We start from the raw sequence: 21338 nt of genomic DNA on the forward strand, positions 1-21338 counted from the left end.
GCTTCCGCACACTGCGTTCGGAATTCCCGAACGCCCTCGGCCGGTTGGAGCGTACATGGAACTGCGCCAGTTGCGGATCTTCGAGGCCGTGGTCCGGCATCGGACGGTGACCGGCGCCGCCGTGGCCCTGGACATGGCACCCTCCAGCGTCTCGGCGCAGATCCGCGCCCTGGAGCGGTCGCTGGGCGTGGCGCTGTTCGAGCGGACGGCCAAGGGCATGCACCTGACCGGGCACGGCGAACGGACGCTCAGCTGGTCCCGCCGCCTACTGGACCAAGCCGAGCAGGCACGCCGCGAGATCACCGGCCAAGCGCAGCGGCTGCGGCTAGGCGCGCTGGAGACCCTCGCCGCCACCTACGTCCCGCAGGTCCTCGCCCGACTCAACCAGCGCCGGCCCGGCATCCAGGCCCAGGTCCTGCCCGCCGCCCGGCGCGATGACCTGCTCACCGACGTGGCCGCCGGGCGGCTGGAGGCGGTACTGCTGCTGGACACCGGCGACGCTCTGGGAGACCTCGGTTTCCCGGCCCCGCCCGCCCCGCTGACCTTCCTGGACATCGACACCGTCCCGCTCGCCCTGGTCGCCGCCCCCGACCACCGGCTGCGTGAGCGCACCAGCCTGTCTCCCAACGAACTGTCCGGTGAACGGCTGCTGGTCAACGTCCCCAGCTGCTCGTTCTACATGGCCGCCGACAAGGCCCTCGGTCGCGAGCTGGAACGCGTGCCCGTCGGCGGCGTCCAGGTGATGCGGGCCTGGGCCGAGCAGGGCCTGGGCATCGCGCTGCTACCAGAGTTCGCGGCATCGACCGCGCTGCGTTCCGGCGCCCTCACCAGGCTCGACCTGTCCGTGCCGACGCTGAGTCTGCGGCTGGTCTGGCGAGGTGACCGCGAAGCTCTGCCCGGGCTCCGCGACCTCCTCTACGCCACCGTCCCAACCTCCCCCTGACGATCGAACCCTCCACGACCCCACCCAGATCACCCTGCAGACCGACGAACTCGACGACGCCCAGTCCTTCTCCTGGGATGCCGCCGCGGCCAACTTGCCCGCCGGCACACGAGCTCGGATCGCCGCCGCCCGCATCGCGCAAGAACGGCCGCACCATCTACCTGCCCACGGCCTTCGACATCAGCTGACCAACGCCGACCAGCGGGCGCTGGCTCAGGAACTCCAGGCGGCGGCCGCGACGGATCGAGCGGGTCGCGCGCCGCCTGCGAAGCTGCTCGCCAGCCCGGCGACAGCTGGGAGGACTGGTGGCCGGCCAGCGGAGCAGACGCGCCGACTTCGACTGGGAGCCGGGACATGAGGCAGGAGGCGCCCGTTGATGACCGCGCTTGACCGTTCTGCAGGTGGATGGGGGCCGTTCACCGCAGGCGAGCTGACGTTGCGGCCCTTCACCGGCGCTGACGTCGCCTGGGTGTTCCAGGTGTCGGCCCACGACCCGGTGATGCACCGGTTCGTGAACCTGCCAGCCCCCTACCAGATGGGCCACGCGGAGCACTTTGTGCGACGCGCCATCACCGGCTGGGAGTCCCGTCAGCGCGCCGAGTTCGTCGTCGAGCACACCGGGCAGCGGGTCGGCCGGGTCGCGCTGGGTCTGCGCCCGGAAGTTCACACCGCCGAGATCGGCTACTGGGTCCCCGCGCAGCATCGCCGCCGGGGCATCGCCACCCGAGCCGTGCGCACGGTGTGCCGCTGGGGATTCGACGTCCTGGACATCGACCTGATCACCTGGCACGCCGAGGCCGGCAACACCGCCTCCCGCACGGTGGCCGAACGAGCAGGGTTCCTGGTGGAAGCGACCCTCCGCAAACGGCTGATCCACCAAGGAGAACGGATGGACGCCTGGGTCGGGTCGCTGCTCCCCCAAGAGCTGTCAGACGGCGACGGGGTTCTCCCACACCTGGCAGCCCGTTCCGCCCGGGACCCGAGGACCCCATGACAACGTCGCGTCTGGTCGCCCACGCGGCGCGAGTGTCGGCGCCCCTGCGGGGCAATCCCGCGTTTCGGCGGTACTGGCTGGCGGGCCTGATGTCGTCGGCCGGGACAGCGGTGGCGACCGGCGCGGTCGCCGCCGCTGTCCTCCACCAGGGCGGCGGCGCAGGCCAGATTACTGACGGAAGGTACTTATTCCGACCATGCACTATCCCTTGCCTCGGCAAGGGACCTGATGTTGGCCATCGCGGAGGTGACACCGGTTCGGCGGTTGGTCAGTCATGCAGGGCTTCCTCGGTGCCGGTGCATTGGGCCGGGACGGGGCGGCGTGCGGGTGGGTCGGGGTGGCGGCGCAGCGCGCGGATCAGTAGCGGCAGGCCGATCGCGGCGGGCAGGAACCAGGAGGTGATGTCCGGGAGCAGTTTCTAGAGCGGGAGGCGGGGGCCGTTGTCGACGTAGAAGGCGGTCAGCATGGTGATGTAGGAGATGGCCATGTGCGTCGCGTTACCTCGGCCCGCACGACGGCCTATTGTCCGCTCAGCCTGTGATGTGCTCGGCTCGGACGCGAGTCTGGGCGAGTCTGCAAGAGGGGGTTGCCGTAGTACTCGGGAACGATCGGGCGGATAGGCCTTACGCGGAGGCTGGGTGCAGGGATTGACCGCGGTCATGGCCCTTTGGGGCAGGTGTCGGCGATGGCGGTGTGGATGCGGTCGCGGGCGGTGTCGGCTGTGCATAGGCCGGTGAGGACGTAGTAGGCGAGTCCTTCGGCCAGGGCGGTCAGGCTGAGGGCGGCGGGGTAGGGATCGGCGACGCCGTCGCGGTGGAGGAGCTCGGTGATCTGCTGGTGGAAGCGGGTGTAGTCGGCGTGCAGCCGGGTGGCGATGGCGGGGTCGGTGAGTGCCAGGGCGGTGAAGGACTGGCGGATCCGCATGTGCGTCTCGGTGGGGGCGTCGTAGGGGATCAGCTCGGTGAGCACCACGGTCAGCACCTGGCGCGGGGCGGCGTCCTGGCCGGTCTTGGCGGCGATCCGGGCGGCTGACAGGGCGTTGGCGCGGTCGAAGGCCGCTTCCATCAGCTGCTGTTTGGTGGGGAAGTAGTGCTGAACGCGTCCGGCGGAAGCGCCGGCGGCGTCGGCGACGCGGGTCTGGGAGACACCGGTCAGGCCGTGCTCGGCGACGACGGCAAGGACGGCGTCGGCGATGTGGGTGGCGCGCTGGTCGTGGTCGGCGCCCGGGCCGCGGGTGCGTCGGCTCATCGCTCTCCCTTTTTCCGTTTCGGTTCCCGGCTGCGCCCCATACGACGTGGGCGGGCTGCTGCGTCGGCACGGCACTGATTGACCTGGGTGTTCGTGGTCGCTTACCATCGATCCTAGCAAATCAATGTGATCACATTGATTTGCTGGGTAGGTGGTGGTCATGACCGGACGCGAGATCGACCAGCAGCGTAGCCTCGCGGCGGCGGACGGTAGGCGCTCGGCGTGTGCGGCGGGGATCTTGGCGTTGGTGTGCGCGGCGCAGTTCATGGTGGTCCTGGATGTGTCGGTGGTGAACGTGGCGCTGCCGTCCATCAAGCGCTCGTTGGACTTCTCTGCGGCGGCTCTGCCGTGGGTCGCAACGTCTTACGCGCTGGCGTTCGGCGGCTTTCTGTTGCTGGGCGGGCGGCTGGCGGATCTATACGGGCATCGGCGGGTGTTCGTTGCGGGGCTGGCGGTGTTCACCGCGGCGAGTCTGGCCGGAGGGCTGGCCACGACGGCGGGCCTGCTGATCGGTGCGCGGGCGGTGCAGGGGCTGGGTGCGGCGGTGCTGGCGCCGGTCACCTTGACGGTGCTGACGGTGACGTTCCCCGAGGGCGCGGCGCGCACGCGGGCGCTGGCGATCTGGACGGCGGTCAGCCTGGCCGGCGGCGCGGCCGGGAACCTGGTCGGCGGCGCACTGACGGAGTATCTGAGCTGGCGATCCATCCTGCTGGTGAACGTGCCGATCGGGGTGACGGCGCTGGCGGCGGCGCGGCTGCTACCCGGCGGCACGGTACCTGGGCGGGCTGGCCGGCTGGACGTGCCGGGCGCGGTGCTGGCCACCCTGGGCCTGGTCGCCATCACCTACGCCCTGTCGCCGAGTGAGAGTCGCCCGGGTGCGGTGACGGCGGCGTTGTGGGCGGCCGGGACGTTGGCGGTGGCCGCCTTCGCGGTGGTGGAGGCGCGGCTGGCGGCCTGGCCGCTGCTGCCGCCGCGGCTGCTGCGCAGACGGGCGGTCTGGCTGGGCAACGGGGTGATGTTGCTGGCCGGGGCGGCGTTCCAGGTGCCGATGTGGTACTTCCTCACCCTGTACATGCAGAACGTGCTGAACTTGGACGCGCTGCAGACCGGGCTAGGGTTCCTGCCGCACACCGTGCTGACCCTGCTGATCGGGCTGCGGGTCACCCCCCGGCTGATGCGGCACGTGGACACCCGCGTGCTGATCGTGGCCGGGGTGTGGATCGCCGCCGCCGGGTTCGCCTGGCAGAGCCAGATCACCGCCGACGACACCTACTGGAGCGGGGTGCTGGGGCCGGCGGTGCTGATGTCGGTGGGCGGCGCGCTGTTCAACACCCCGCTCACCAGCATTGTGACCTCCGGCGTGCATGCGGCCGATGCGGGCGTCGCCTCGGGTCTGATGAACACCGCCAAGCAGGTCGGCGGCGCAGTCGGCCTGGCAGCCCTGGTCGCCCTCACCACCGCACCCGCTTCAGGTGCCGCCTCGGTCGAGGCGGCACTGGCCGCCCAGTATGGCCAGGCGTTCGCGCTGACCGCAGGCGTGCTGATGGTGGTCGGCGCACTGGCCTTCGCGCTGCCGCCGCGCCGTGACGACACCGGTACCGCTAGGCCCCGGTTCGCCGGCCCGGCTCGATCGCCGGGGTCAGGGATGCAGGAGTAGTAGCGGCTCGAATCGCTGGACGGTGGGGGAGCGCAACCCGGGCCAGGTGTGGGCGCGTTGCCAGTCGGGGTCGTCGGCCAGCTGCGGCGGGCCGGTGGGTGATGGCGGCCTGGTGGGCGTCGGCGCTGGCCCACAGCGCGTAGGTGAGTACCTGGGTGCCGCCCAGGCTGAGGTAGAAGTGCGCGGCGATCGGTTCTGGTCGCGTGCACGCCGCGGTGGGCGAATGTGCTGCGGTAGCGGCGGCAGGTCAGCACTCCGGTCCGCTCGATTGCGGGGACTGCCGCGTCGACCTGGCGTTTCCAGGACAGGTCTTGGCGACGGCGTCGGCGGTCGACAGGTGCAGCAGGGTGGTGCCGTCGTCGGCGGCCAGGATGCCGTAGCAGCGCAGGGCGGGTCCGGGCCAGGGCCGGGCTTGCCACGCGGTCTGGATCGCGGCGGCGGTGCGTGCTGCCGGTCGGGGGTGCCGACCTTCCAGGTGCCGAACATCGCGAACGCGACGCCGGCGGGGTCTGGCGATGCGCCTCGGCGTTCACCAGGCGACCTCCTCACGCGCGGTGCCGTCCGGCGATCACCATGATGGAACCTCACCTGCGGTTGAGGCCACCTGGTGCTGTGGCCGGTCAGTCCTGAGCGGCGGGGCGGGACGTGGCCGGGGCGGCGTGCTGCAGGCGGTTGTGCAGGGCGGCGAAGTCTTCGGCGCGTTCCAGTTGCACGCGCAGCTTGTCCACCTGCCGGGCGACGGCCTGCTGGTAGCCGCGTAGCCGCTCCAGCAGCGCCGCCCGCTCTTCGTCGGGAAGGTCGTCGGCGCCGAGGCGGTCGGTGATCTCCAGCAGGTCGCGCGTTCAATGCCGCAGAGCCAGTGCGGCATGCCGCTGCTGGTCATCGCTGGGAATCATGACGGCGGCAGGCTCGTGCGACGTTCATTGCTGGAACCGGTATCCCATCCCGGGTTCGGTGAGCAGGTGGCGTGGGTGGGCTGGGTCGGGTTCGAGTTTTCGGCGTAGTTGGGCCATGTACTGGCGTAGGTAGTGGGTTTCTTTGATGTAGCTGGGTCCCCAGACGGTGGTGAGGAGCTGCTGTTGGCTGATGAGTTTGCCGGGGTTGCGGAGCAACATTTCCAGCAGGTGCCATTCGGTGGGGGTGAATCGGACGCTTTCGCCGTCCGCGTCGGCGGCGGTCTTGTCGGCCAGGTCGATGGTGCAGCCGCCGATGGTGACGGTGCGGGTGGTGTCGTCGTTTCCGGCGCGGCGCGTGACGGCGCGGATACGGGCGACGAGTTCGTCGATGTTGAAAGGTTTGGTGACGTAGTCGTCGGCGCCGGCTTCGAGGGCTTCGACCTTGTCGCGGCTGCCAGCTCGGCCGGACAGCACGATGATCGGGACTTTGGTCCAGCCGCGCAGCCCGTGGATCACCTCCACGCCGTCGATGTCGGGCAGGCCGAGGTCCAGGACGACGAGGTCGGGGTGGAAGTCGCCCGCGGCACGCAGGGCGGTGGTTCCGTCCGGAGCGGTCTCGACGTCGAAGTCGCGGGCGCGCAGGTTGATGCGCAGAGCGCGCAGCAGCTGGGGTTCGTCGTCGACGACCAGCACTCGGATCATGATGCGGCTCCGTTCGGTGCGTGCACGGACAGGGCGACGATCATGGTGAGGCCGCCGCCGGGGGTGTCTTCGGGGATGAGTTCGCCGCCCATGGCCTCGATGAGGCCGCGCGAGAGGGCGAGTCCGAGACCGACGCCGGTGTGGTTATCGCGGTCGTCGAGCCGTTGGAAGGGTTGGAAGACGCGGTCGCGGTCGGCGGCGGGGATGCCGGGGCCTCGGTCGGCGATCCGCAGCTCGACCCGGTCCTGGTGGGCGCCGGCGGTGACGAGCACGTTTGTGCCGGTCGGGCTGTAGCGCAGCGCATTGGAGATCAAATTGACCAGAACACGCTCCAGCAGCGCGGGATCGGCGTGGATTTCGGGTAGATCGGCGGGGATGTCCACGGTCACGTGTTGGCGTGCCTGGTCGCCGAGGTCGTCCACGGCGCGGGGAACGATCTCATCGAGGGCGAGCGGTTGCGCCATCATGCCGAGGGCGCCGGCCTGCAGCCGGCTCATGTCGAGCAGGTTGGCGACGAGCCGGTCGAGCCGTTCGAGGGATTGCCGCGCGGTGTCGACGAGTTCGGCCCGTTCCTCGTCCGTCCAATCGATCGCGGTGTTGTGAAGGCTGTCGACGGCGGCCATGGCACTGGCGAGTGGAGTGCGCAGGTCGTGGCTGACGGCGCTGAGCAGGGCGGTGCGCATCTTGTCGACGGCTTCCAGGGGGCGGGCCCGTTCGGCTTCGGCTTCCAGGCGCTGCTGGCGCAGCGCGGTGGCGGCTTGGACGGCGAAGGCTTCCAGGATGCGGCGGTCTCTGGCCGGGAGGGTGCGTCCACGGAGCGCGAGCGCGAGGTCGTCGCCGACGGGGATGGTGGTGTCGCCCTCTTCGGGGGTGGTGCAGGGTCTGCCGCCGGTGGTGGCGACGATCCGCCAGTCGTCGGGGTCCCGCTGGGTGTCGGGGGTGACAGGCTGGTCAGCGGGGTGCTCCAGCAGGGTGACGGAGGTGAGTGCGAAGGTTTCGCGGAGCCGTGCGAGGAGGGTGTCGAGGGCTCGTTCGCCGCGCAGCACGTTCCCGGCGAGGGTGGACAGGACTTCGGCTTCGGCACCGAGTTCGGCGGCCTCGCGGGAGCGTCTGGCGGCCCGGTCGACGACGGCGCTGACCGCGATGCCGACCAGGACGAACACCGCCAGGGCGACCAGGTTCTCCTGTTCGGTGATGGTCCACTGGTGGTAGGGCGGGGTGAAGTACCAGTTGAGGAGCAGGAAGGCGGCGACTGCGGTGAACAGGGCGGGCCACAGCCCGCCGAGTAGTGCGATGCCGACCACGGCCGCGAGGAAGAACAGGATGTCGCTGGGCAGGCTGAAGTCTTCACGCACCTGGGTGAGGGCGTAGGTGAGCAGCGGCAGCCCGGCCGCGGACAGCGCGAATGCGCCGAGCCGACGGCCAAGTGTGACACCGCGGTCGCGGGTGGGGCGGCGGATGCCTTGGCGGGCCTGGTCGTGGGTGACCATGTGCACGTCGATGGAGCCGGACAGGGCGGTGGTGGTGACGCCGATGCCCGGCCGCAGCAACTGAGCGAGGGGACGGCGCCGGGAGACGCCCAGGACGAGCTGGGTGGCGTTGACGGCACGGGCGAACTCGAGCAGGGCTTTGGGGACGTCGTCGCCGACGACCTGGTGGTAGGTGCCGCCGAGCCCCTCGATGATCTCCCGCTGCTTGGCCAGGTCGGCGGGGCGGGCTCCGGTCAGCCCGTCCCCTCGGGCGACGTGGACGGCGAGGAGGTCGGCGCCTTTGGTGCGGGCCGCGATCCGGGTGGCGCGGCGGATCAGGGTCTCGCCTTCTTGGCCGCCGGTGAGGGCGACGACGATGCGTTCGCGGGCTTCCCAGGTGCCGCCGATGCCGTGGTCGGTCCGGTACCGGTCGAGCTGCTCGTCGACCTTCCCGGCCAGCCACAGCAGCGCGAGCTCGCGCAGCGCGGTCAGATTGCCGACCCGGAAGTAGTTCGACAGGGCGGCGTCGACCTTCTCGGGGGCGTAGATGTTGCCGTGCGCCATCCTTCTGCGGAGCGCCTCGGGTGCCATGTCGACCAGTTCGACCTGGTCGGCGCGGCGTACGACCTCGTCGGGGATGGTCTCGCGCTGGGTGATCCCGGTGATGCGTTCGACGACGTCGTTGAGGGACTCCAAGTGCTGGATGTTCACCGTGGAGATCACGTCGATGCCCGCGTCCAGCAGCCGCTCGACGTCCTGCCAGCGTTTGGCGTTGAGGCTCCCAGGAACGTTGGTGTGCGCGAGCTCGTCGACCAACGCGACCTGCGGGGAGCGGGCCAGGACCGCGTCGGCGTCGAGTTCGGTGAACCGCGCGCCCCGATAGGTCATCTGACGGCGCGGGATGATCTCCATGCCGTCCAGGAGTTCCGCTGTGCGCGGCCTGCCATGAGTCTCCACATAGCCGACGACCACGTCGGTGCCGCGTTCGAGACGGCGGCGGCCTTCGCCGAGCATGGCGTAGGTCTTGCCCACGCCGGGGGCAGCCCCCAGGTAAATGCGAAGCTGCCCCCTACGCATGATCAGTTCCCTTTCAGCCCTTGTACGGGGCGGTCTTGTCCAGGTCGATGTTCAGTTCCAGCACGATCACCGACGGCTCGCCCATGAACCCGGCAGCCCGGCCGGTGGTGTGCTTGTCGATCAGGGCGGTGACTTGGCCGACCGGGATGCTCCGGGTCTGCGCGATCCGGTTGACCTGCAGTTTCGCGTATTCGACGGAGATGTGCGGGTCAAGACCCGAGCCGCTGGCGGTCACCGCGTCGGCCGGGACGACCGGCCTGGCGGGGGCCTGGCCGCGGACCGGCACGACCTGACCGGTGCTGTAGTCCTCACCGTAGGTGTTGCACTCGACCTTGACCCCCTTGTAGGTGGCCAGGAACGGGGTCGCCGGGCAGGCCTCGTTGAGGCTGATCACCCGGGTCGGCTTGGATACGACACCGGCCGCATCGCGCGGGCCGAGCACCGACAGGACCGCGCCGACGCCGGACGGCGTGCAGTAGGGGCGGGCCCCGCTCACGCCCTCCAGCTCCCCGATCGCCTTGCTGCGGGTGCACACCGTGGACAGCAGGCTGGTCTTGGCGTTCTCATCCTCTTTCCCGGCCTTGACCAGCGCCGGGTCGGGCAGGGTGTCCACGGTGTCCTCCGGGCCCAGGTTGCTGGCCGAGGTGGAGGTCGGGTCATAGCCGTCGCCAGCGCTGGAGGGGCGCGACTGGAAGTACTGCTTGAGCGGGTTCCCGTCCTTGTCAGTGAAGTTCTGGCCGATCAGCGAGCTGCCGACACCCTTGCCGTTCGCACTGACAAGGGAACCGTTGGCCTTGTCCTTGAGGCCTGGCAGCTGGGCGACCGCGGTGATCACCAGCGGGTAGAGGGCGCCGCAGATCACGGTGAAGACGAGCAGCGCCCGCAGCGCGGCGACGTGCTGGCGGAGCCAGCCAGGAAGTGTGCCCATGGTCAGAGTCCCGGTGTGAACTGGATGAGGAGGTCGATGAGTTTGATCCCGATGAAGGGGGCGATCACGCCGCCCAGCCCGTACAGGTAGAGGTTGCGGCTCAGCAGCTTTGAGGCCGAGCTGGGTTTGTACTGGACGCCGCGCAGCGCCAGCGGGATCAACGCGATGATGACCAGGGCGTTGAAGATGACGGCGGACAGGATCGCCGACTGCGGGCTGGACAGCCGCATGATGTTCAACGCGTCGAGCCCCGGATAGAGGGTCACGAACAGCGCCGGGATGATCGCGAAGTACTTGGCGATGTCGTTGGCGATCGAGAACGTGGTCAGCGCACCGCGTGTGATCAGGAGCTGCTTGCCGATCTCAACGATCTCGATCAGCTTGGTCGGATCCGAGTCGAGGTCGACCATGTTCCCAGCCTCCTTGGCCGCGGAAGTTCCGGTGTTCATGGCCACGCCGACGTCGGCCTGGGCAAGCGCGGGTGCGTCGTTGGTGCCGTCGCCGGTCATGGCGACGAGCCGCCCGCCTTCCTGCTCCTTCTTGATGAAGGCCATCTTGTCTTCGGGTTTGGCCTCGGCGAGGAAGTCGTCGACGCCTGCTTCTGCGGCGATGGCCTTGGCGGTCATCGGGTTGTCGCCGGTCACCATGATCGTGCGGATGCCCATGGCGCGCATGTGGTCGAACCGCTCACGCATGCCGGCCTTGACGACGTCCTTGAGATGGATGACGCCCAGCACACGCGCTTGGCCGTTGCTGACCTCGCCGACGACCAGCGGGGTGCCGCCGGAGGCCGAGATGCCGTCGACGGCGTCTCCGAGCGCTGGGGAGACGACGCCGCCGTGGTCGCGGACCCAGCCGGCGACCGCGGACGCGGCGCCCTTGCGGAGCTGACGGCCGTCGAGGTCGACCCCGGACATGCGGGTCTGCGCGGCGAACGGGATCCACTGCGCGTGGGCGAGCTCGCCGGGGTGCCGTTCCCGCAGCCCGTAGGCCTGCTTGGCGTAGACGACGATGGAGCGGCCCTCGGGGGTCTCGTCGGCCAGCGACGACAACTGTGCCGCGTCGGCGAGCTGGTCTTGGGTGGTGGTGCCGACCGGGAGGAACGCCGAGGCCTGCCGGTTGCCCAGGGTGATGGTTCCGGTCTTGTCGAGCAGCAGGGTGTTGACATCGCCGGCGGCCTCGACCGCGCGTCCCGACATGGCCAGGACGTTGCGCTGGACCAGGCGGTCCATGCCCGCGATGCCGATCGCCGACAGCAGCGCCCCGATCGTGGTCGGGATCAGGCAGACGAGCAGCGACACCATGACGATGCCGGTCACGCCGTTGCCGTCCAGGGCGGTGGTGTCGAGCACGCCGGGGTTGTTCGCCTTCGCGAAGATTGCGAATGGCTGCATGGTGACGGTCGCGACCAGGAAGATGATCGTCAACGCGGACAGCAGGATGTTGAGCGCGATCTCATTCGGGGTCTTCTGCCGGGCCGCGCCCTCGACCAGGGCGATCATTGCGTCGATGAACGACTCGCCCGGCTTCTGGGTGATGCGCACGACGATCCGGTCAGACAGCACCTTGGTGCCGCCGGTGACCGCGGACCGGTCGCCGCCGGACTCGCGGATCACGGGCGCGGACTCGCCAGTGATCGCCGACTCGTCCACGCTGGCGATGCCCTCGATGACGTCGCCGTCGCCGGGGATGATCTGTCCGGCCTCGACGACCACGATGTCGCCCTGCTGCAGCTGGGCGGCCGGGACGTCTTCCTCGCTCAGGTCGGCGCCGGGCTTCCAGCCGAGCAGGCGGCGGGCAGTGGTGTCCTTCTTGGCGTTGCGGAGCGTGTCGGCTTGAGCCTTGCCGCGCCCCTCCGCGACCGCTTCGGCGAGGTTGGCGAATACGACCGTGAGCCACAACCACACGGCGATGAGGACCGAGAACGCGGACAGGTCACGGGCGGCGAGGATGGTGGTCCAGACGGCGCCGATCTCGACGATCAGCATGACGGGGTTGCGCCACATGACCCTGGGGTCGAGCTTGCGGACCGCCGCCGGCAGTGAGCCGGCCAGCATCCCGGGGTCGAGCAGGCCGCCCGTGGCGCGGCGCGGCTTCGGCGGCTGCGGTGCGGCCGGGGCGTGCTGAAGGGTCGGGGTGGACATTAGTGGATCCCTTCTGCCAGCGGGCCGAGGGCGAGCGCCGGGAAGAACGTCAGGGCCACCAAGACGAGGGTGAGGCCGACGACCATGCCGATGAACTGCGGCCGGTGCGTCGGCAGCGTCCCCACCGATTCCGGGACCGGAGCCTGCTTCGCGAGCGAGCCCGCAAGGGCAAGGACGAGAATGATCGGCAGGAACCGGCCGAACGCCATGCACAAGCCGAGCGCGGTGTCGTAGAACGGCGTGTTCACGGTGATCCCGGCGAACGCCGACCCGTTGTTGTTCGACGCGCTGGTGAAGGCGTACAGGACTTCGGAGAACCCGTGCGGGCCGCTGTTCAGCATCGAGGCGCGGGTCTTGGCGAACGCCATCGCGATCGCCGAACCGATCAGCACCAAAGCGGGGGTGACCAGGAAGTACAGCGACGCCAGCTTGATCTCCCGCGGGCCGATCTTCTTCCCCAGAAACTCCGGGGTCCGGCCGACCATCAGCCCGGCGACGAACACCGTGATGACCGCGAGGATGAGCATGCCGTACAGGCCGGAGCCGACTCCGCCGGGCGCGACTTCGCCGAGCATCATGTTCAGCAGCAGTACCGCCCCGCCCAGCGAGGTGTAGGAGTCGTGGAAGGAGTTCACCGAACCGGTCGACGTCAGCGTGGTGGAGGCGGCGAACATCGCTGAGTCCACGATCCCGAACCGCTGCTCGGTGCCCTCGCTCGCCGCGGCGACCGCCTCGGGCACGGTGCCGTGGTGGGCGACCTGAGCCGCGGTGGTCGCGGTGATCGACACGATGGCCAGGACGGCCATCACGGCGACGATCGCATACCCCTGCCGCTTCTGGCCGACGAGCCGGCCGAAGGTGCGCGGCAGCGAGAAGGAGATCACCAGCAGCAGGAAGATCTCGACCCAGTTCGTCCAGGCGGTCGGGTTCTCGAACGGGTGGGCGGAGTTGGCGTTGTAGTAGCCGCCGCCGTTGGTGCCCAGGTCCTTGATCGCCTCTTGGGAGGCGACGGCGCCGCCGGTGATGGTCTGCTGGCCGCCGGTCAGCGTGGTGACCGCGTGCGGGTCGGTGAAGTTCTGCACGACCCCGCCGGCGATCAGCACGATTGCGCCGAGGACGGCGATCGGCAGCAGGATCCGCAGCGTGGCCCGGGTCAGATCCACCCAGAAGTTGCCGAGGTCCTCGGTCTTCCTGCGGGCGAAGCCGCGCACGAACGCGATCGCGACCGCCATGCCGACGGCCGCAGACACGAAGTTCTGCACGGCCAGGCCGCTCATCTGCACCAGGTAGCCCATCGTGGACTCACCCGAATACGCCTGCCAGTTCGTGTTCGTCACGAAGCTGACGGCGGTGTTCCAGGCCACATGGTCGGGCACCGGGGCGAAGCCCAGGGACAAGAACAGCTTGTCCTGCAGCCGCTGGAACCCGTACAGGACCAGCACCGAGATCAGCGAGAACGCCAGCACACTCTTGGCGTACACGCTCCACTTCTGCTCGGCCTCGGGATCCACCCCGATCACCTTGTAGATGCCGCGTTCCAGCCTGTTGTGCTTCCTGGCGGAAAAGACGCGGTACATGTAGTCGCCCAGTGGCACGTGCACCAGGGCGAGCGCAACAAGCAGGGAGACGATGAACACGATCCCCGCGGTCGTGGAGCTCATCAGAACTTCTCCGGGAGCAGGAGGGCGACCACCAGGAACACGATCAGGCCGACAGCCAGAACCAGGCCGATGATGTTGTCGGGGCTCACAGGCGTCCGACCGCCTTCACGACGAGGCCGAGCACCGCGAACACCGCGATGGTCAGCGCTATGAGAACGAGGTCAGCCATGACTCGATTTCCTTGATCAGCCCGGATTCCGGGCGGGTGAGTACGTTCCTGATCAGCCAATGCGCCGACCCCGCCGGCACCGCCAAGATCAGCATTCCCAGCCGGAGCAGATCGATCGCTCCGTGCCAGGACGGCTCACCGGCCTCTTCCCCGAGGAATCCCAGGTAGAAGGACCAGGCGACCACGGCCGTCAGGACGGCGGCGGGCAGGTTGCGGACAACGGCGGCGAACACGCCGAGGACGGTTGCGAGGGCAGCCAGCTGGCCGCCGGGAGGCGGGGTGACGGCCGAGGCCAGCACGCAGCCGCCGGCCGATGCCGCGAAACCAATGGCCAGGACGATGCCTAGCAGACAATCCCCCCCACCACGGTGCTTCGATCGACATGACAGCCCTTTCCTCAGCCGCCGCCCGTGCGGCGCCGAAGGAAAGAAAACACCCTCGTTTCCGGCATTTGACGCGTCTTGACGCTTTCCATACGGCCACGCCCGTGCTTTTCACGCCGTCCATACGCGCAGCATCCCGGGCACCATGATCAACAACGGTTCTGGCGCTCAGAGCAGCGGCTCCACCAGCGGAAGACGGCGTCAAGAACGCGTCAAGATCAAGCTGCCAGACGACGATCTGACGATCGAGGTTGTCCGAACGCTCCTTGAGGTTCCCCAGATGATCGCCGCGGTGACGACTCGTCATCGGCATAGGCGACATCGATGATGCTCATGCCGGAGCCGCCTGGGTCGCGCTGGCCGAGACCGCACGAACGAGATTGGCGAGGATCCAGCAGCATCGACTCAGCAGCGCGACTACCGTTGCCTCGCCCACATCGAGCGATTCCGCTCAGGCTTGGGGCCGGCTAAGCCAGTTGCGGTAGCTGTCTGCGGCTGGTGGGGAGGTGAGGGTGATGGTTTGGCCGACGCTTTGTGCCTGGGCGATCGTTTCGCTTGCTTCGAGCTTGCCCAGAAGCGTACGCAGGAACTTCCCGCTAGACCTTGGGGGTGGCTCGTTCGATGATGGGGGAGAGGTCGAGGCCGGGTGGGAGGGTGCCGTAGGCGTGGCCCCAGTCGCCGGCCAGGCGGGTGGCGCAGAAGGCGTCGGCGACTGCGGGGTGGCCGTGTTTGACCAGGAGGGATGCCTGGAGGGTCAGGGCCAGGTGTTCGACTACTCGGCGGGCTCGGATCTCGATCGTTTCCAGGTCGGTGAGGGAGTCCTTGGCTTGCTGGACGGCCCTGTCCAGGCAGTGGTCGGCGCCGGAGGCTGAGGCGATCTCGTCGAAGAAGACGTCGATGACGTGGGGTTCTTTGAGCATGGCGCGCAGGACGTCCAGCGCGGCGACGTTCCCAGAGCCTTCCCAGATTCCGTTCAGGGGGGATTCGCGGAAGAGGCGGGGCATGCCGGACTCTTCTACGTAGCCGTTGCCGCCGAGGCATTCGAGGGCCTCGGCGGCGTGGGCCGGTGCGCGCTTGCAGACCCAGTACTTCGTGACCGCGAGGGCCAGGCGCTTGAAGGCGGTCTCGGACTCGTCGCCGCGTACGGAACGGTCGGTGGCGCCCGCCAGGCGCATCATGACCGTGGTGGCGGCCTCGGACTCGACGGCGAGGTCGGCCAGGACGTTGCGCATCAGGGGCTGGTCGACGAGGTACTTGCCGAACGCCTGGCGGTGGACGGCATGATGCGTCGCGGTGACCAGGCCATGGCGCATGCCGGAGGCGGCGCCGATCACGCAGTCCAGACGGGTCATGTTGACCATCTCGATGATGGTGCGGACGCCGCGGCCCTCGTCGCCCACGCGGTGGGCGACGGCGTTCTCGTACTCGATCTCGGACGAGGCGTTGGAGTGGTTGCCGAGCTTGTCCTTCAGGCGCATCAGCCGGAGGGAGTTGAGCGAGCCGTCGGGGAGGACGCGGGGAACCAGGAAGCAGGTCACGCCGGCGTCGGTCTGGGCGAGGGTCAGGAAGACGTCGCACATCGGGGCGCTCGTGAACCACTTGTGCCCGACGAGGCGGTAGGTGCCGTCGGAAGTGGGCGTCGCCCGGGTGGTGTTGGCGCGGACGTCGCTGCCGCCCTGCTTCTCGGTCATCGACATGCCCGCGAGGAGGGCGGTCTTGGTGAGGGGTGCGCGGAGACCGTAGTCGTAGGTGCTCTCGGTGAGGAGGGGCTCGTACTGGGCGGCCAGGTCGGGGTTCTGGCGGAGTGCCGGGACGGAGGCGTACGTCATGGAGATCGGGCAGCCGTGACCGGCGTCGGCCCGCCAGGTGTAGAACTTGGCGGTGCGGGCGACGTGGGCGCCGGGGCGGGATGAGGCCCAGGGGGCGCCGTGCAGGCCGTGGGTGACGGCAACGTTCATGAGCTCGTGCCAGGCCGGGTGGAACTCGACCTCGTCGATGCGGTGTCCGTAGCGGTCGTGGGTCCGCAGGACGGGTTTGTGCTCGTTGGCCAGGCGGCCCCATTCCTGGGCCTCGTGGGTGCCGGAGAGGCGGCCCAGCTCGTGGATCTCGGCGGCCGCCCACCCCGCGCCCTCGCGCTGGAGCCCGTCCAGGAGGGCCGGTTCGTCCGCGGTGTCGTAGTCGACGAGCGGGGGGACCTGGTTGAACACCTCGTGCGTCATGGCCATACCTTACAGAATCTCATCAACTGAAGGAAAAGTGTAGTGCGACCTGTATACGGAGCATCCTCCTGAAGACCCGGGGTGATCTCGTCCGCGGGTCGGATTGCCCGGCCACGCTGGGGGCATACCTTCGAAGTCATGAGTCAGCCCAGCCCGCAGCCGGGTAAGCCGTCGTCCCGGCTCACGCCGCAGGAGCCGGATCCGGCGATGGAGCGCCCGCGCGCCACGCCCGAGTCAGTCCGTGCCTCCGACGCCGAACGGGAGGCGGTGGTCGAGCGGTTGCGGGTGGCCTCGGTGGAGGGACGGCTGACGTTCGAGGAGCTGACGACGCGGACGGGGGCGGCCTATTCGGCCGTGACCAGGGGCGATCTGGAGACGATCACTGCGGACCTGCCGGGCATGGGGGCGCCGGGCGCCGCGCCCGCGCCGCTGCAGGTTCAGCGCCGGTTCAGCGCGATCATGGGTGACTGCAAGGAACGTCTCTCCGGGCGCATCGACGCCGAGCTCACCGCGCTCGCGGTGATGGGCGACGTCGTGCTCGACCTGCGCGGCGCCCAGGTGCCGACGGGTGAGGTCACCGTCGTCGCCACCGCGGTGATGGGCGATGTGAAGGTCATCGTGCCGGACGGGGTGACGGTCGATCTGAGCGGCTACGCGTTCATGGGCGACCGCAAGGTGCAGGTGCGCGAGGCGGCGCCGGGGCCACGGGTCCCGGTGGTCCGGGTGCGGGCACAGGCGATCATGGGCGATGTGAAGATCGTGGACGACGAGCACCACGCGCCCGTGCGGCGGGCCCTCACGAACTGGTGGGAAGATCGCAAGGGCCCGCACAAGTAAGGCGTGTCCCGCCGCTCAGGAGGGGGACTTCCGGTTGTACGCGGTGCGCGCGCCGAGCCAGGCGGTGTAGACGGCGGCGCCGACCAGCCCGGCCTTGCGGGTCTTCCGGGTGGTCAGGGCGAGGCCGAGCGCGAGTTCCGTGGCGCCGTTGCGCTTGATCCACGCGTCGGTGTCGTTCGGGAACGCCAGCTTGGAAACGGGCTCGAACGCCTTCGGGGCGGCGAAGTGGGCGGCACCGGTGACGGCCAGGGCGATCCCGGCGGCACGAACAAGAGCCATGAGGTCATTCCTTTCGGTTGTCAGCCATGGAGAATTCGTAGTCGTCCAGGTCGAAGCTCCGGCTCCGGCGCCAAACGTACAACCCGGACTGCGGCCGGACGTACGGGGAGTCCCCGTGCCGGTCGAAGTAGTAGGAGTTTGAGCGCGCACAGCTCGGCTGCGCCAGAATCGTGCCCTTCATCCGGCGGCGCATGTCGGCGGTGAACGCGTCGTGCGGGCGGTGCCTGACGACCATCCGCACCGCCCTGCGCCGCCGCGCCTCGGTGATGCAGCGGACGATGTGCGTGCTGCCGGCCTCGATGATGGAGAACCACGACGCCCCGGTGACCGTGTACGGCCCGTTCATCAGCCAGAAATTGGGCGCCTGCGGCGCGGCGACGCCCTCGTAGGTCTGGTACCGGTTCTCGTCCCAGTACGCGCCCAGTTCGACGCCGCCCAATCCGACCACCGGGAACGCCGGCATCGCCCCCAGCTCCAGGATCTTGAAGCCCGTCGCCAGCACGAGAGTGTCGATCTCCCGTTCGGTGCCGCCCGCGACGATCCCCTTCTCGGTGATGCGCTCGATCCCGTCGGTGACCAGCTCGACGTTCCCGCGCAGGAACGTCGGGAAGTAGCGGTTGGAGAACGACGGCCGCTTGCACCCGAACCCGTAGTCCGGCGTCAGCCTGCGCCGCAGCCGCCGGTCCGGCACCTGGCGGCGCAGGTGGGCGCGGCAGACGGCCTCGGTCGCCCGGACGAGGAACGGCACCTTGCTGTAGTGCACGATGCCCAGCACCATGATGATCTCGGAGGCGACCGTGGTGAGCAGCCGGACGAGCCGCTGCACCGGCGGCGCCGCGCGGAACACCGCCCGCACCGCCCGCGGGATGGCGAAGTCGACCTTGGGCAGCACCCAGATCGGCGTGCGCTGGTAGACGTCGAGCCGGTCGGCCACCGCCGCGATCTCCGGGATCACCTGGAGCCCGGACGCGCCGGTGCCGATGACGGCGACGCGCTCGCCGCGCAGGTCGTGGCCGTGGTCCCAGCGGGCGGTGTGGATGATCTTCCCGGTGAACGCGGCGATGCCGGGGATGTCCGGGTTCTTGGGCTGATCCAGCGGTCCCACGGCGGCGACCAGGAACCTCGTGGTGAACGAGCCCTGGTCGGTGTGCACGTGCCACAGGTCGGTGTCCTCGTCGAAGACGGCCCGTTCGACCTTGGTGCCGAGCCGCAGGTGCTGCCGCAGCCTGTACTTGTCGGCGCAGTGCTCGGCGTACGCGCGCACCTCCGCGCCGGGCGCGAAGGAACGCGACCAGGAGGGGTTCGGCTCGAACGAGTAGCAGTACGTGGCGGACGGGATGTCCACGGCCACGCCGGGATAGGTGTTGTGCCGCCACACCCCGCCGACGCTCGGCGCCGCGTCCACGATCACGAAGTCACGGACACCCTTCTGCCGCAGCCGGATGCCGACGCACAGTCCGGAGAACCCCGCGCCGACGACGGCCACCTCGTGATCCGGCTTCACCGGCGGGGGCACGGCGGGGTGTCTCATGTGCTCTCCTCCCGAGGGTGATCGAGATACCGAAGGTATTTGGGCTTTGGACATAGTGTCAATACAGCCTGTCATCGCTGGTCGTGCGCGCCGGATACTGTTGGTATCCAGATTCTGATGTCGTCTGGAGCGGTGGATGGCACGACTTACCAGGGTGGAGAGCCAGGCGCGCACGCGCGAGCTGCTGATCGCCACAGCCCGGCAGCTCTTCCTGCGTGACGGTTATCACGCCACCTCGCTCGAGAAGGTCGCGGAGGCGGCGGGCTTCTCCAAAGGCGCCGTCTACTCCAATTTCGGCACCAAGGACGAGCTCTGCCAGACGGTCATCGAGGCCGTCCGCGCCGAACAGGTCCAGGCGATCATGGACGCCTTCCTCGGCGACGGCTCCGACGAGGACCGCCTCGCCGTCTTCGAGTCCTGGGCGGAACGCACGATCGGCGACCCCGGCTGGACCCTGCTGGAGGCCGAGTTCGCCATCCACGCCGCGCGCCGGGATCCGGAACTTCGCGGCAAGGTGGCCACAGGAGGCCGCGGCTGGGTCGGCGCCCTGCGGTTCCTGCTGGAGGAGGAGGCCCGCCGCCGCGATCTCACCCTGCCCTTGCCGGCCGAGGAGCTCGCGGACGCCCTGCTCAGCCTGGGCGTCGGCCTGGGCCTCCGCCGCGCCGTCGATCCCGCGCTCTCCCCGCACGCGCTGACCGACATGATCCGGCTCCTCCTCGATCTCGCCCCGCGCGGCGACCGCGGCGACCAGGGCGATCGCCGGCCGCCCGTCAGACCGCCCGCCAGACCGCGCCGCGACCGCTAATCTCCTGATCATCTCTCTCCGCCGCCGGAGTCCGGTCACCGCGATCGGACCGGAAAGCGGGCAACCGTTCTGGGGCTCCAGGCGGTAGGAGGGACAGGGGAGTCTGGGAAGGCGAGGTCCATGCGAGATCGGGAGGACTTCACCGCGTACGTCGCGGAGCGGTCACCGAGGTTGCTGAGAACTGCGTACCTGCTCTGCCGTGACTGGGCGCTCGCGGAGGACCTGTTGCAAACCTCGTTGTCGAAGGTGTGGAGTGCCTGGGGGCGGATCGGAGGCGACCCCGACCCGTACGTCTACCGTGTCCTGGTCAACACGCACGCCTCCTGGTGGAAGCGCCGCTGGCGGGGCGAGATCCCCTCTGCGGACCCGCCGGACGCGGCCGATCCCACGGACCCGATGGGCGCCGCCGACGAACGCGCCGCCATCTGGGCGGCGCTGGGACGGTTGCCGCCGCGGCAGCGCTCCGTCGTGGTCCTGCGCTTCTTCGAGGACCTCTCGGAGGCCGCGGTCGCCGACATCATGAACTGCTCGATCGGCACCGTGAAGAGCCAGACCAGCAAGGCGCTGGCCAAGTTGCGCGTCGATCCCGAGATCGTCGCGCCGGTCTCGCCGATCCCCGTGGAGGGACTGTCATGACGCGTTCCATCAACGACCTCCGCGAGATACTCGACGTCGAGAGCGACGGAGCGCCGCGCAACGCCGACCGGATCACCCAGGTGGAGACGAGGATCCGCCGCCGGCGCAAGCGCCGGGTGACGGCGGGCGCCGCGCTCGGCGTGACGGCGGCGGCCCTGACGGTCACCGGTGTCTACGCCCTGCCGGGTTCCGAGCAAGACCCGGCGCAGGCGCTGGACACGCCCGGAACATACCTGCCGCAGGGGCAGGAGGCACTGACGCCGCCGCTCGTCTACCAGGGCATGAGGCGCATCGCGCTCAAGCGCTTCACGGCCACGGGCAAGATGATGCGCATGGAGTTCACCCCGGTCGGACCCGACACCGCGTACATCATCCGGTGCCGGCCCGGCTACGAGGTGATCGAGCAGACCGATGGGAACGGCGGTTACGGCTCGTTCGGCGACTGCGCCAGCGACGTGGGACCGCCCCAGTCCGTAAGCGCGTCCGCGCTGGAACCCGGCGCCCTCACAGCGGGCGAGCGGCACGTTCTGGACGTGGTCGTGCTGCCCAAGGGGACGGTCAAGGAGAACGTGATCGAGTACATGACCGACGACGAGTCGGGAGGCGCCCCGGACAGCGTGACCGGCACGGACGGCAACGGCGAGCAGATCACCCTGTCGGAGTACCTCGCCACCCACAAACCGGGCACGAGCCCGTGGACCGTCGCCATCTACAGCGGCGAATGCGAGGGCGACTGCTGACGCGGAATCCACGCCCGATG

At 69.4% G+C, this 21338-nt stretch carries 18 protein-coding genes; 7 read left to right on the forward strand and 11 right to left on the reverse strand.

Annotation, left to right across the window (positions count from 1 at the left end):
• The first annotated feature begins 55 nt into the window (after positions 1-55).
• Together F8566_RS13420 and F8566_RS13425 are read left to right on the forward strand one after the other, a co-directional pair.
• Positions 56-943, forward strand: coding sequence for a LysR family transcriptional regulator (locus F8566_RS13420; RefSeq protein WP_151560504.1), 888 nt, complete (start codon positions 56-58; stop codon positions 941-943).
• A 376-nt stretch (positions 944-1319) separates the two neighbouring features.
• The gene (locus F8566_RS13425) at positions 1320-1937 is read left to right on the forward strand and encodes a GNAT family N-acetyltransferase (RefSeq protein ID WP_151560505.1); all 618 of its coding nucleotides are present in this window, start codon (positions 1320-1322) and stop codon (positions 1935-1937) included.
• Positions 1938-2594: 657 nt separating this feature from the next.
• Here F8566_RS13425 and F8566_RS13435 read toward each other — a convergent pair.
• Positions 2595-3185 (reverse strand): TetR/AcrR family transcriptional regulator, encoded by a 591-nt coding sequence (locus tag F8566_RS13435; protein WP_151560506.1) that lies wholly within the window; start codon positions 3183-3185, stop codon positions 2595-2597.
• 160 nt (positions 3186-3345) lie between these two features.
• Between F8566_RS13435 and F8566_RS13440 the strand changes: the two genes are divergently transcribed.
• Complete coding sequence (locus F8566_RS13440) at positions 3346-4842, forward strand: MFS transporter (RefSeq protein ID WP_151560507.1); 1497 nt, start codon at positions 3346-3348, stop codon at positions 4840-4842.
• A gap of 920 nt (positions 4843-5762) precedes the next feature.
• Here F8566_RS13440 and F8566_RS13450 read toward each other — a convergent pair.
• The 8 genes from F8566_RS13450 to F8566_RS13485 all read right to left on the reverse strand — a co-directional run bounded on the left by F8566_RS13450 (position 5763) and on the right by F8566_RS13485 (position 16496).
• The gene (locus F8566_RS13450) at positions 5763-6440 is read right to left on the reverse strand and encodes a response regulator (RefSeq protein ID WP_151560508.1); all 678 of its coding nucleotides are present in this window, start codon (positions 6438-6440) and stop codon (positions 5763-5765) included.
• On the reverse strand, positions 6437-8986 hold the full coding sequence (locus F8566_RS13455; protein WP_151560509.1) for a sensor histidine kinase: 2550 nt from the start codon (positions 8984-8986) through the stop codon (positions 6437-6439). The genes F8566_RS13450 and F8566_RS13455 overlap by 4 nt, the downstream gene beginning before the upstream one ends.
• A gap of 13 nt (positions 8987-8999) precedes the next feature.
• Positions 9000-9914, reverse strand: a complete 915-nt coding sequence (locus F8566_RS13460) for a potassium-transporting ATPase subunit C (protein ID WP_151560510.1) — start codon at positions 9912-9914, stop codon at positions 9000-9002.
• Between the two features lie 2 nt (positions 9915-9916).
• The gene (gene kdpB, locus F8566_RS13465) at positions 9917-12058 is read right to left on the reverse strand and encodes a potassium-transporting ATPase subunit KdpB (RefSeq protein WP_151560511.1); all 2142 of its coding nucleotides are present in this window, start codon (positions 12056-12058) and stop codon (positions 9917-9919) included.
• Positions 12058-13719 carry a potassium-transporting ATPase subunit KdpA gene (kdpA, locus tag F8566_RS13470; RefSeq protein WP_151560512.1) on the reverse strand — a complete coding sequence of 554 codons (1662 nt, stop codon included), beginning with the start codon at positions 13717-13719 and terminating at the stop codon, positions 12058-12060. The genes kdpB and kdpA overlap by 1 nt, the downstream gene beginning before the upstream one ends.
• Entirely contained in the window at positions 13719-13808 is a 90-nt protein-coding gene (gene kdpF / locus F8566_RS13475) for a K(+)-transporting ATPase subunit F (RefSeq protein WP_151560513.1), read from the reverse strand. Before kdpF ends, kdpA begins: the two co-directional genes overlap by 1 nt.
• 58 nt (positions 13809-13866) lie before the next feature.
• Positions 13867-14187: a hypothetical protein gene (locus F8566_RS13480; protein ID WP_151560514.1), complete on the reverse strand. Its 321-nt coding sequence runs from the start codon at positions 14185-14187 to the stop codon at positions 13867-13869.
• A gap of 680 nt (positions 14188-14867) precedes the next feature.
• Positions 14868-16496: an acyl-CoA dehydrogenase family protein gene (locus F8566_RS13485; RefSeq protein ID WP_151560515.1), complete on the reverse strand. Its 1629-nt coding sequence runs from the start codon at positions 16494-16496 to the stop codon at positions 14868-14870.
• 132 nt (positions 16497-16628) lie between these two features.
• Between F8566_RS13485 and F8566_RS13490 the strand changes: the two genes are divergently transcribed.
• Positions 16629-17327, forward strand: coding sequence for a DUF1707 SHOCT-like domain-containing protein (locus F8566_RS13490; RefSeq protein ID WP_225993133.1), 699 nt, complete (start codon positions 16629-16631; stop codon positions 17325-17327).
• Positions 17328-17342: 15 nt separating this feature from the next.
• Here the strand turns inward: F8566_RS13490 and F8566_RS13495 are convergent, their stop codons facing one another.
• Entirely contained in the window at positions 17343-17606 is a 264-nt protein-coding gene (locus F8566_RS13495; RefSeq protein ID WP_151560516.1) for a hypothetical protein, read from the reverse strand.
• Positions 17607-17610: 4 nt separating this feature from the next.
• On the reverse strand, positions 17611-19137 hold the full coding sequence (locus F8566_RS13500) for a flavin-containing monooxygenase (RefSeq protein ID WP_192809662.1): 1527 nt from the start codon (positions 19135-19137) through the stop codon (positions 17611-17613).
• 136 nt (positions 19138-19273) lie between these two features.
• Between F8566_RS13500 and F8566_RS13505 the strand changes: the two genes are divergently transcribed.
• The 3 genes from F8566_RS13505 to F8566_RS13515 all read left to right on the forward strand — a co-directional run bounded on the left by F8566_RS13505 (position 19274) and on the right by F8566_RS13515 (position 21318).
• Positions 19274-19942, forward strand: a complete 669-nt coding sequence (locus F8566_RS13505; protein WP_151560517.1) for a TetR/AcrR family transcriptional regulator — start codon at positions 19274-19276, stop codon at positions 19940-19942.
• Positions 19943-20062: 120 nt separating this feature from the next.
• Entirely contained in the window at positions 20063-20578 is a 516-nt protein-coding gene (locus tag F8566_RS13510) for a SigE family RNA polymerase sigma factor (RefSeq protein ID WP_151560518.1), read from the forward strand.
• Entirely contained in the window at positions 20575-21318 is a 744-nt protein-coding gene (locus tag F8566_RS13515) for a Rieske (2Fe-2S) protein (RefSeq protein WP_151560519.1), read from the forward strand. The genes F8566_RS13510 and F8566_RS13515 overlap by 4 nt, the downstream gene beginning before the upstream one ends.
• Positions 21319-21338 lie beyond the last annotated feature (20 nt).

Origin of the sequence: Actinomadura rudentiformis (assembly GCF_008923185.1) — a bacterium.
GTDB lineage: Bacteria > Actinomycetota > Actinomycetes > Streptosporangiales > Streptosporangiaceae > Spirillospora > Spirillospora rudentiformis.

Excerpts from the sequence above, each read along its gene's own strand:
- F8566_RS13420 (WP_151560504.1), top strand. The coding sequence starts at position 56 with ATGGAACTGCGCCAGTTGCGGATCTTCGAGGCCGTGGTCCGGCATCGG.
- F8566_RS13425 (WP_151560505.1), top strand. The coding sequence starts at position 1,320 with ATGACCGCGCTTGACCGTTCTGCAGGTGGATGGGGGCCGTTCACCGCA.
- F8566_RS13435 (WP_151560506.1), bottom strand. The coding sequence starts at position 3,185 with ATGAGCCGACGCACCCGCGGCCCGGGCGCCGACCACGACCAGCGCGCC.
- F8566_RS13440 (WP_151560507.1), top strand. The coding sequence starts at position 3,346 with ATGACCGGACGCGAGATCGACCAGCAGCGTAGCCTCGCGGCGGCGGAC.
- F8566_RS13450 (WP_151560508.1), bottom strand. The coding sequence starts at position 6,440 with ATGATCCGAGTGCTGGTCGTCGACGACGAACCCCAGCTGCTGCGCGCT.
- F8566_RS13455 (WP_151560509.1), bottom strand. The coding sequence starts at position 8,986 with ATGCGTAGGGGGCAGCTTCGCATTTACCTGGGGGCTGCCCCCGGCGTG.
- F8566_RS13460 (WP_151560510.1), bottom strand. The coding sequence starts at position 9,914 with ATGGGCACACTTCCTGGCTGGCTCCGCCAGCACGTCGCCGCGCTGCGG.
- kdpB (WP_151560511.1), bottom strand. The coding sequence starts at position 12,058 with ATGTCCACCCCGACCCTTCAGCACGCCCCGGCCGCACCGCAGCCGCCG.
- kdpA (WP_151560512.1), bottom strand. The coding sequence starts at position 13,719 with ATGAGCTCCACGACCGCGGGGATCGTGTTCATCGTCTCCCTGCTTGTT.
- F8566_RS13485 (WP_151560515.1), bottom strand. The coding sequence starts at position 16,496 with ATGGCCATGACGCACGAGGTGTTCAACCAGGTCCCCCCGCTCGTCGAC.
- F8566_RS13490 (WP_225993133.1), top strand. The coding sequence starts at position 16,629 with ATGAGTCAGCCCAGCCCGCAGCCGGGTAAGCCGTCGTCCCGGCTCACG.
- F8566_RS13495 (WP_151560516.1), bottom strand. The coding sequence starts at position 17,606 with ATGGCTCTTGTTCGTGCCGCCGGGATCGCCCTGGCCGTCACCGGTGCC.
- F8566_RS13500 (WP_192809662.1), bottom strand. The coding sequence starts at position 19,137 with ATGAGACACCCCGCCGTGCCCCCGCCGGTGAAGCCGGATCACGAGGTG.
- F8566_RS13505 (WP_151560517.1), top strand. The coding sequence starts at position 19,274 with ATGGCACGACTTACCAGGGTGGAGAGCCAGGCGCGCACGCGCGAGCTG.
- F8566_RS13510 (WP_151560518.1), top strand. The coding sequence starts at position 20,063 with ATGCGAGATCGGGAGGACTTCACCGCGTACGTCGCGGAGCGGTCACCG.
- F8566_RS13515 (WP_151560519.1), top strand. The coding sequence starts at position 20,575 with ATGACGCGTTCCATCAACGACCTCCGCGAGATACTCGACGTCGAGAGC.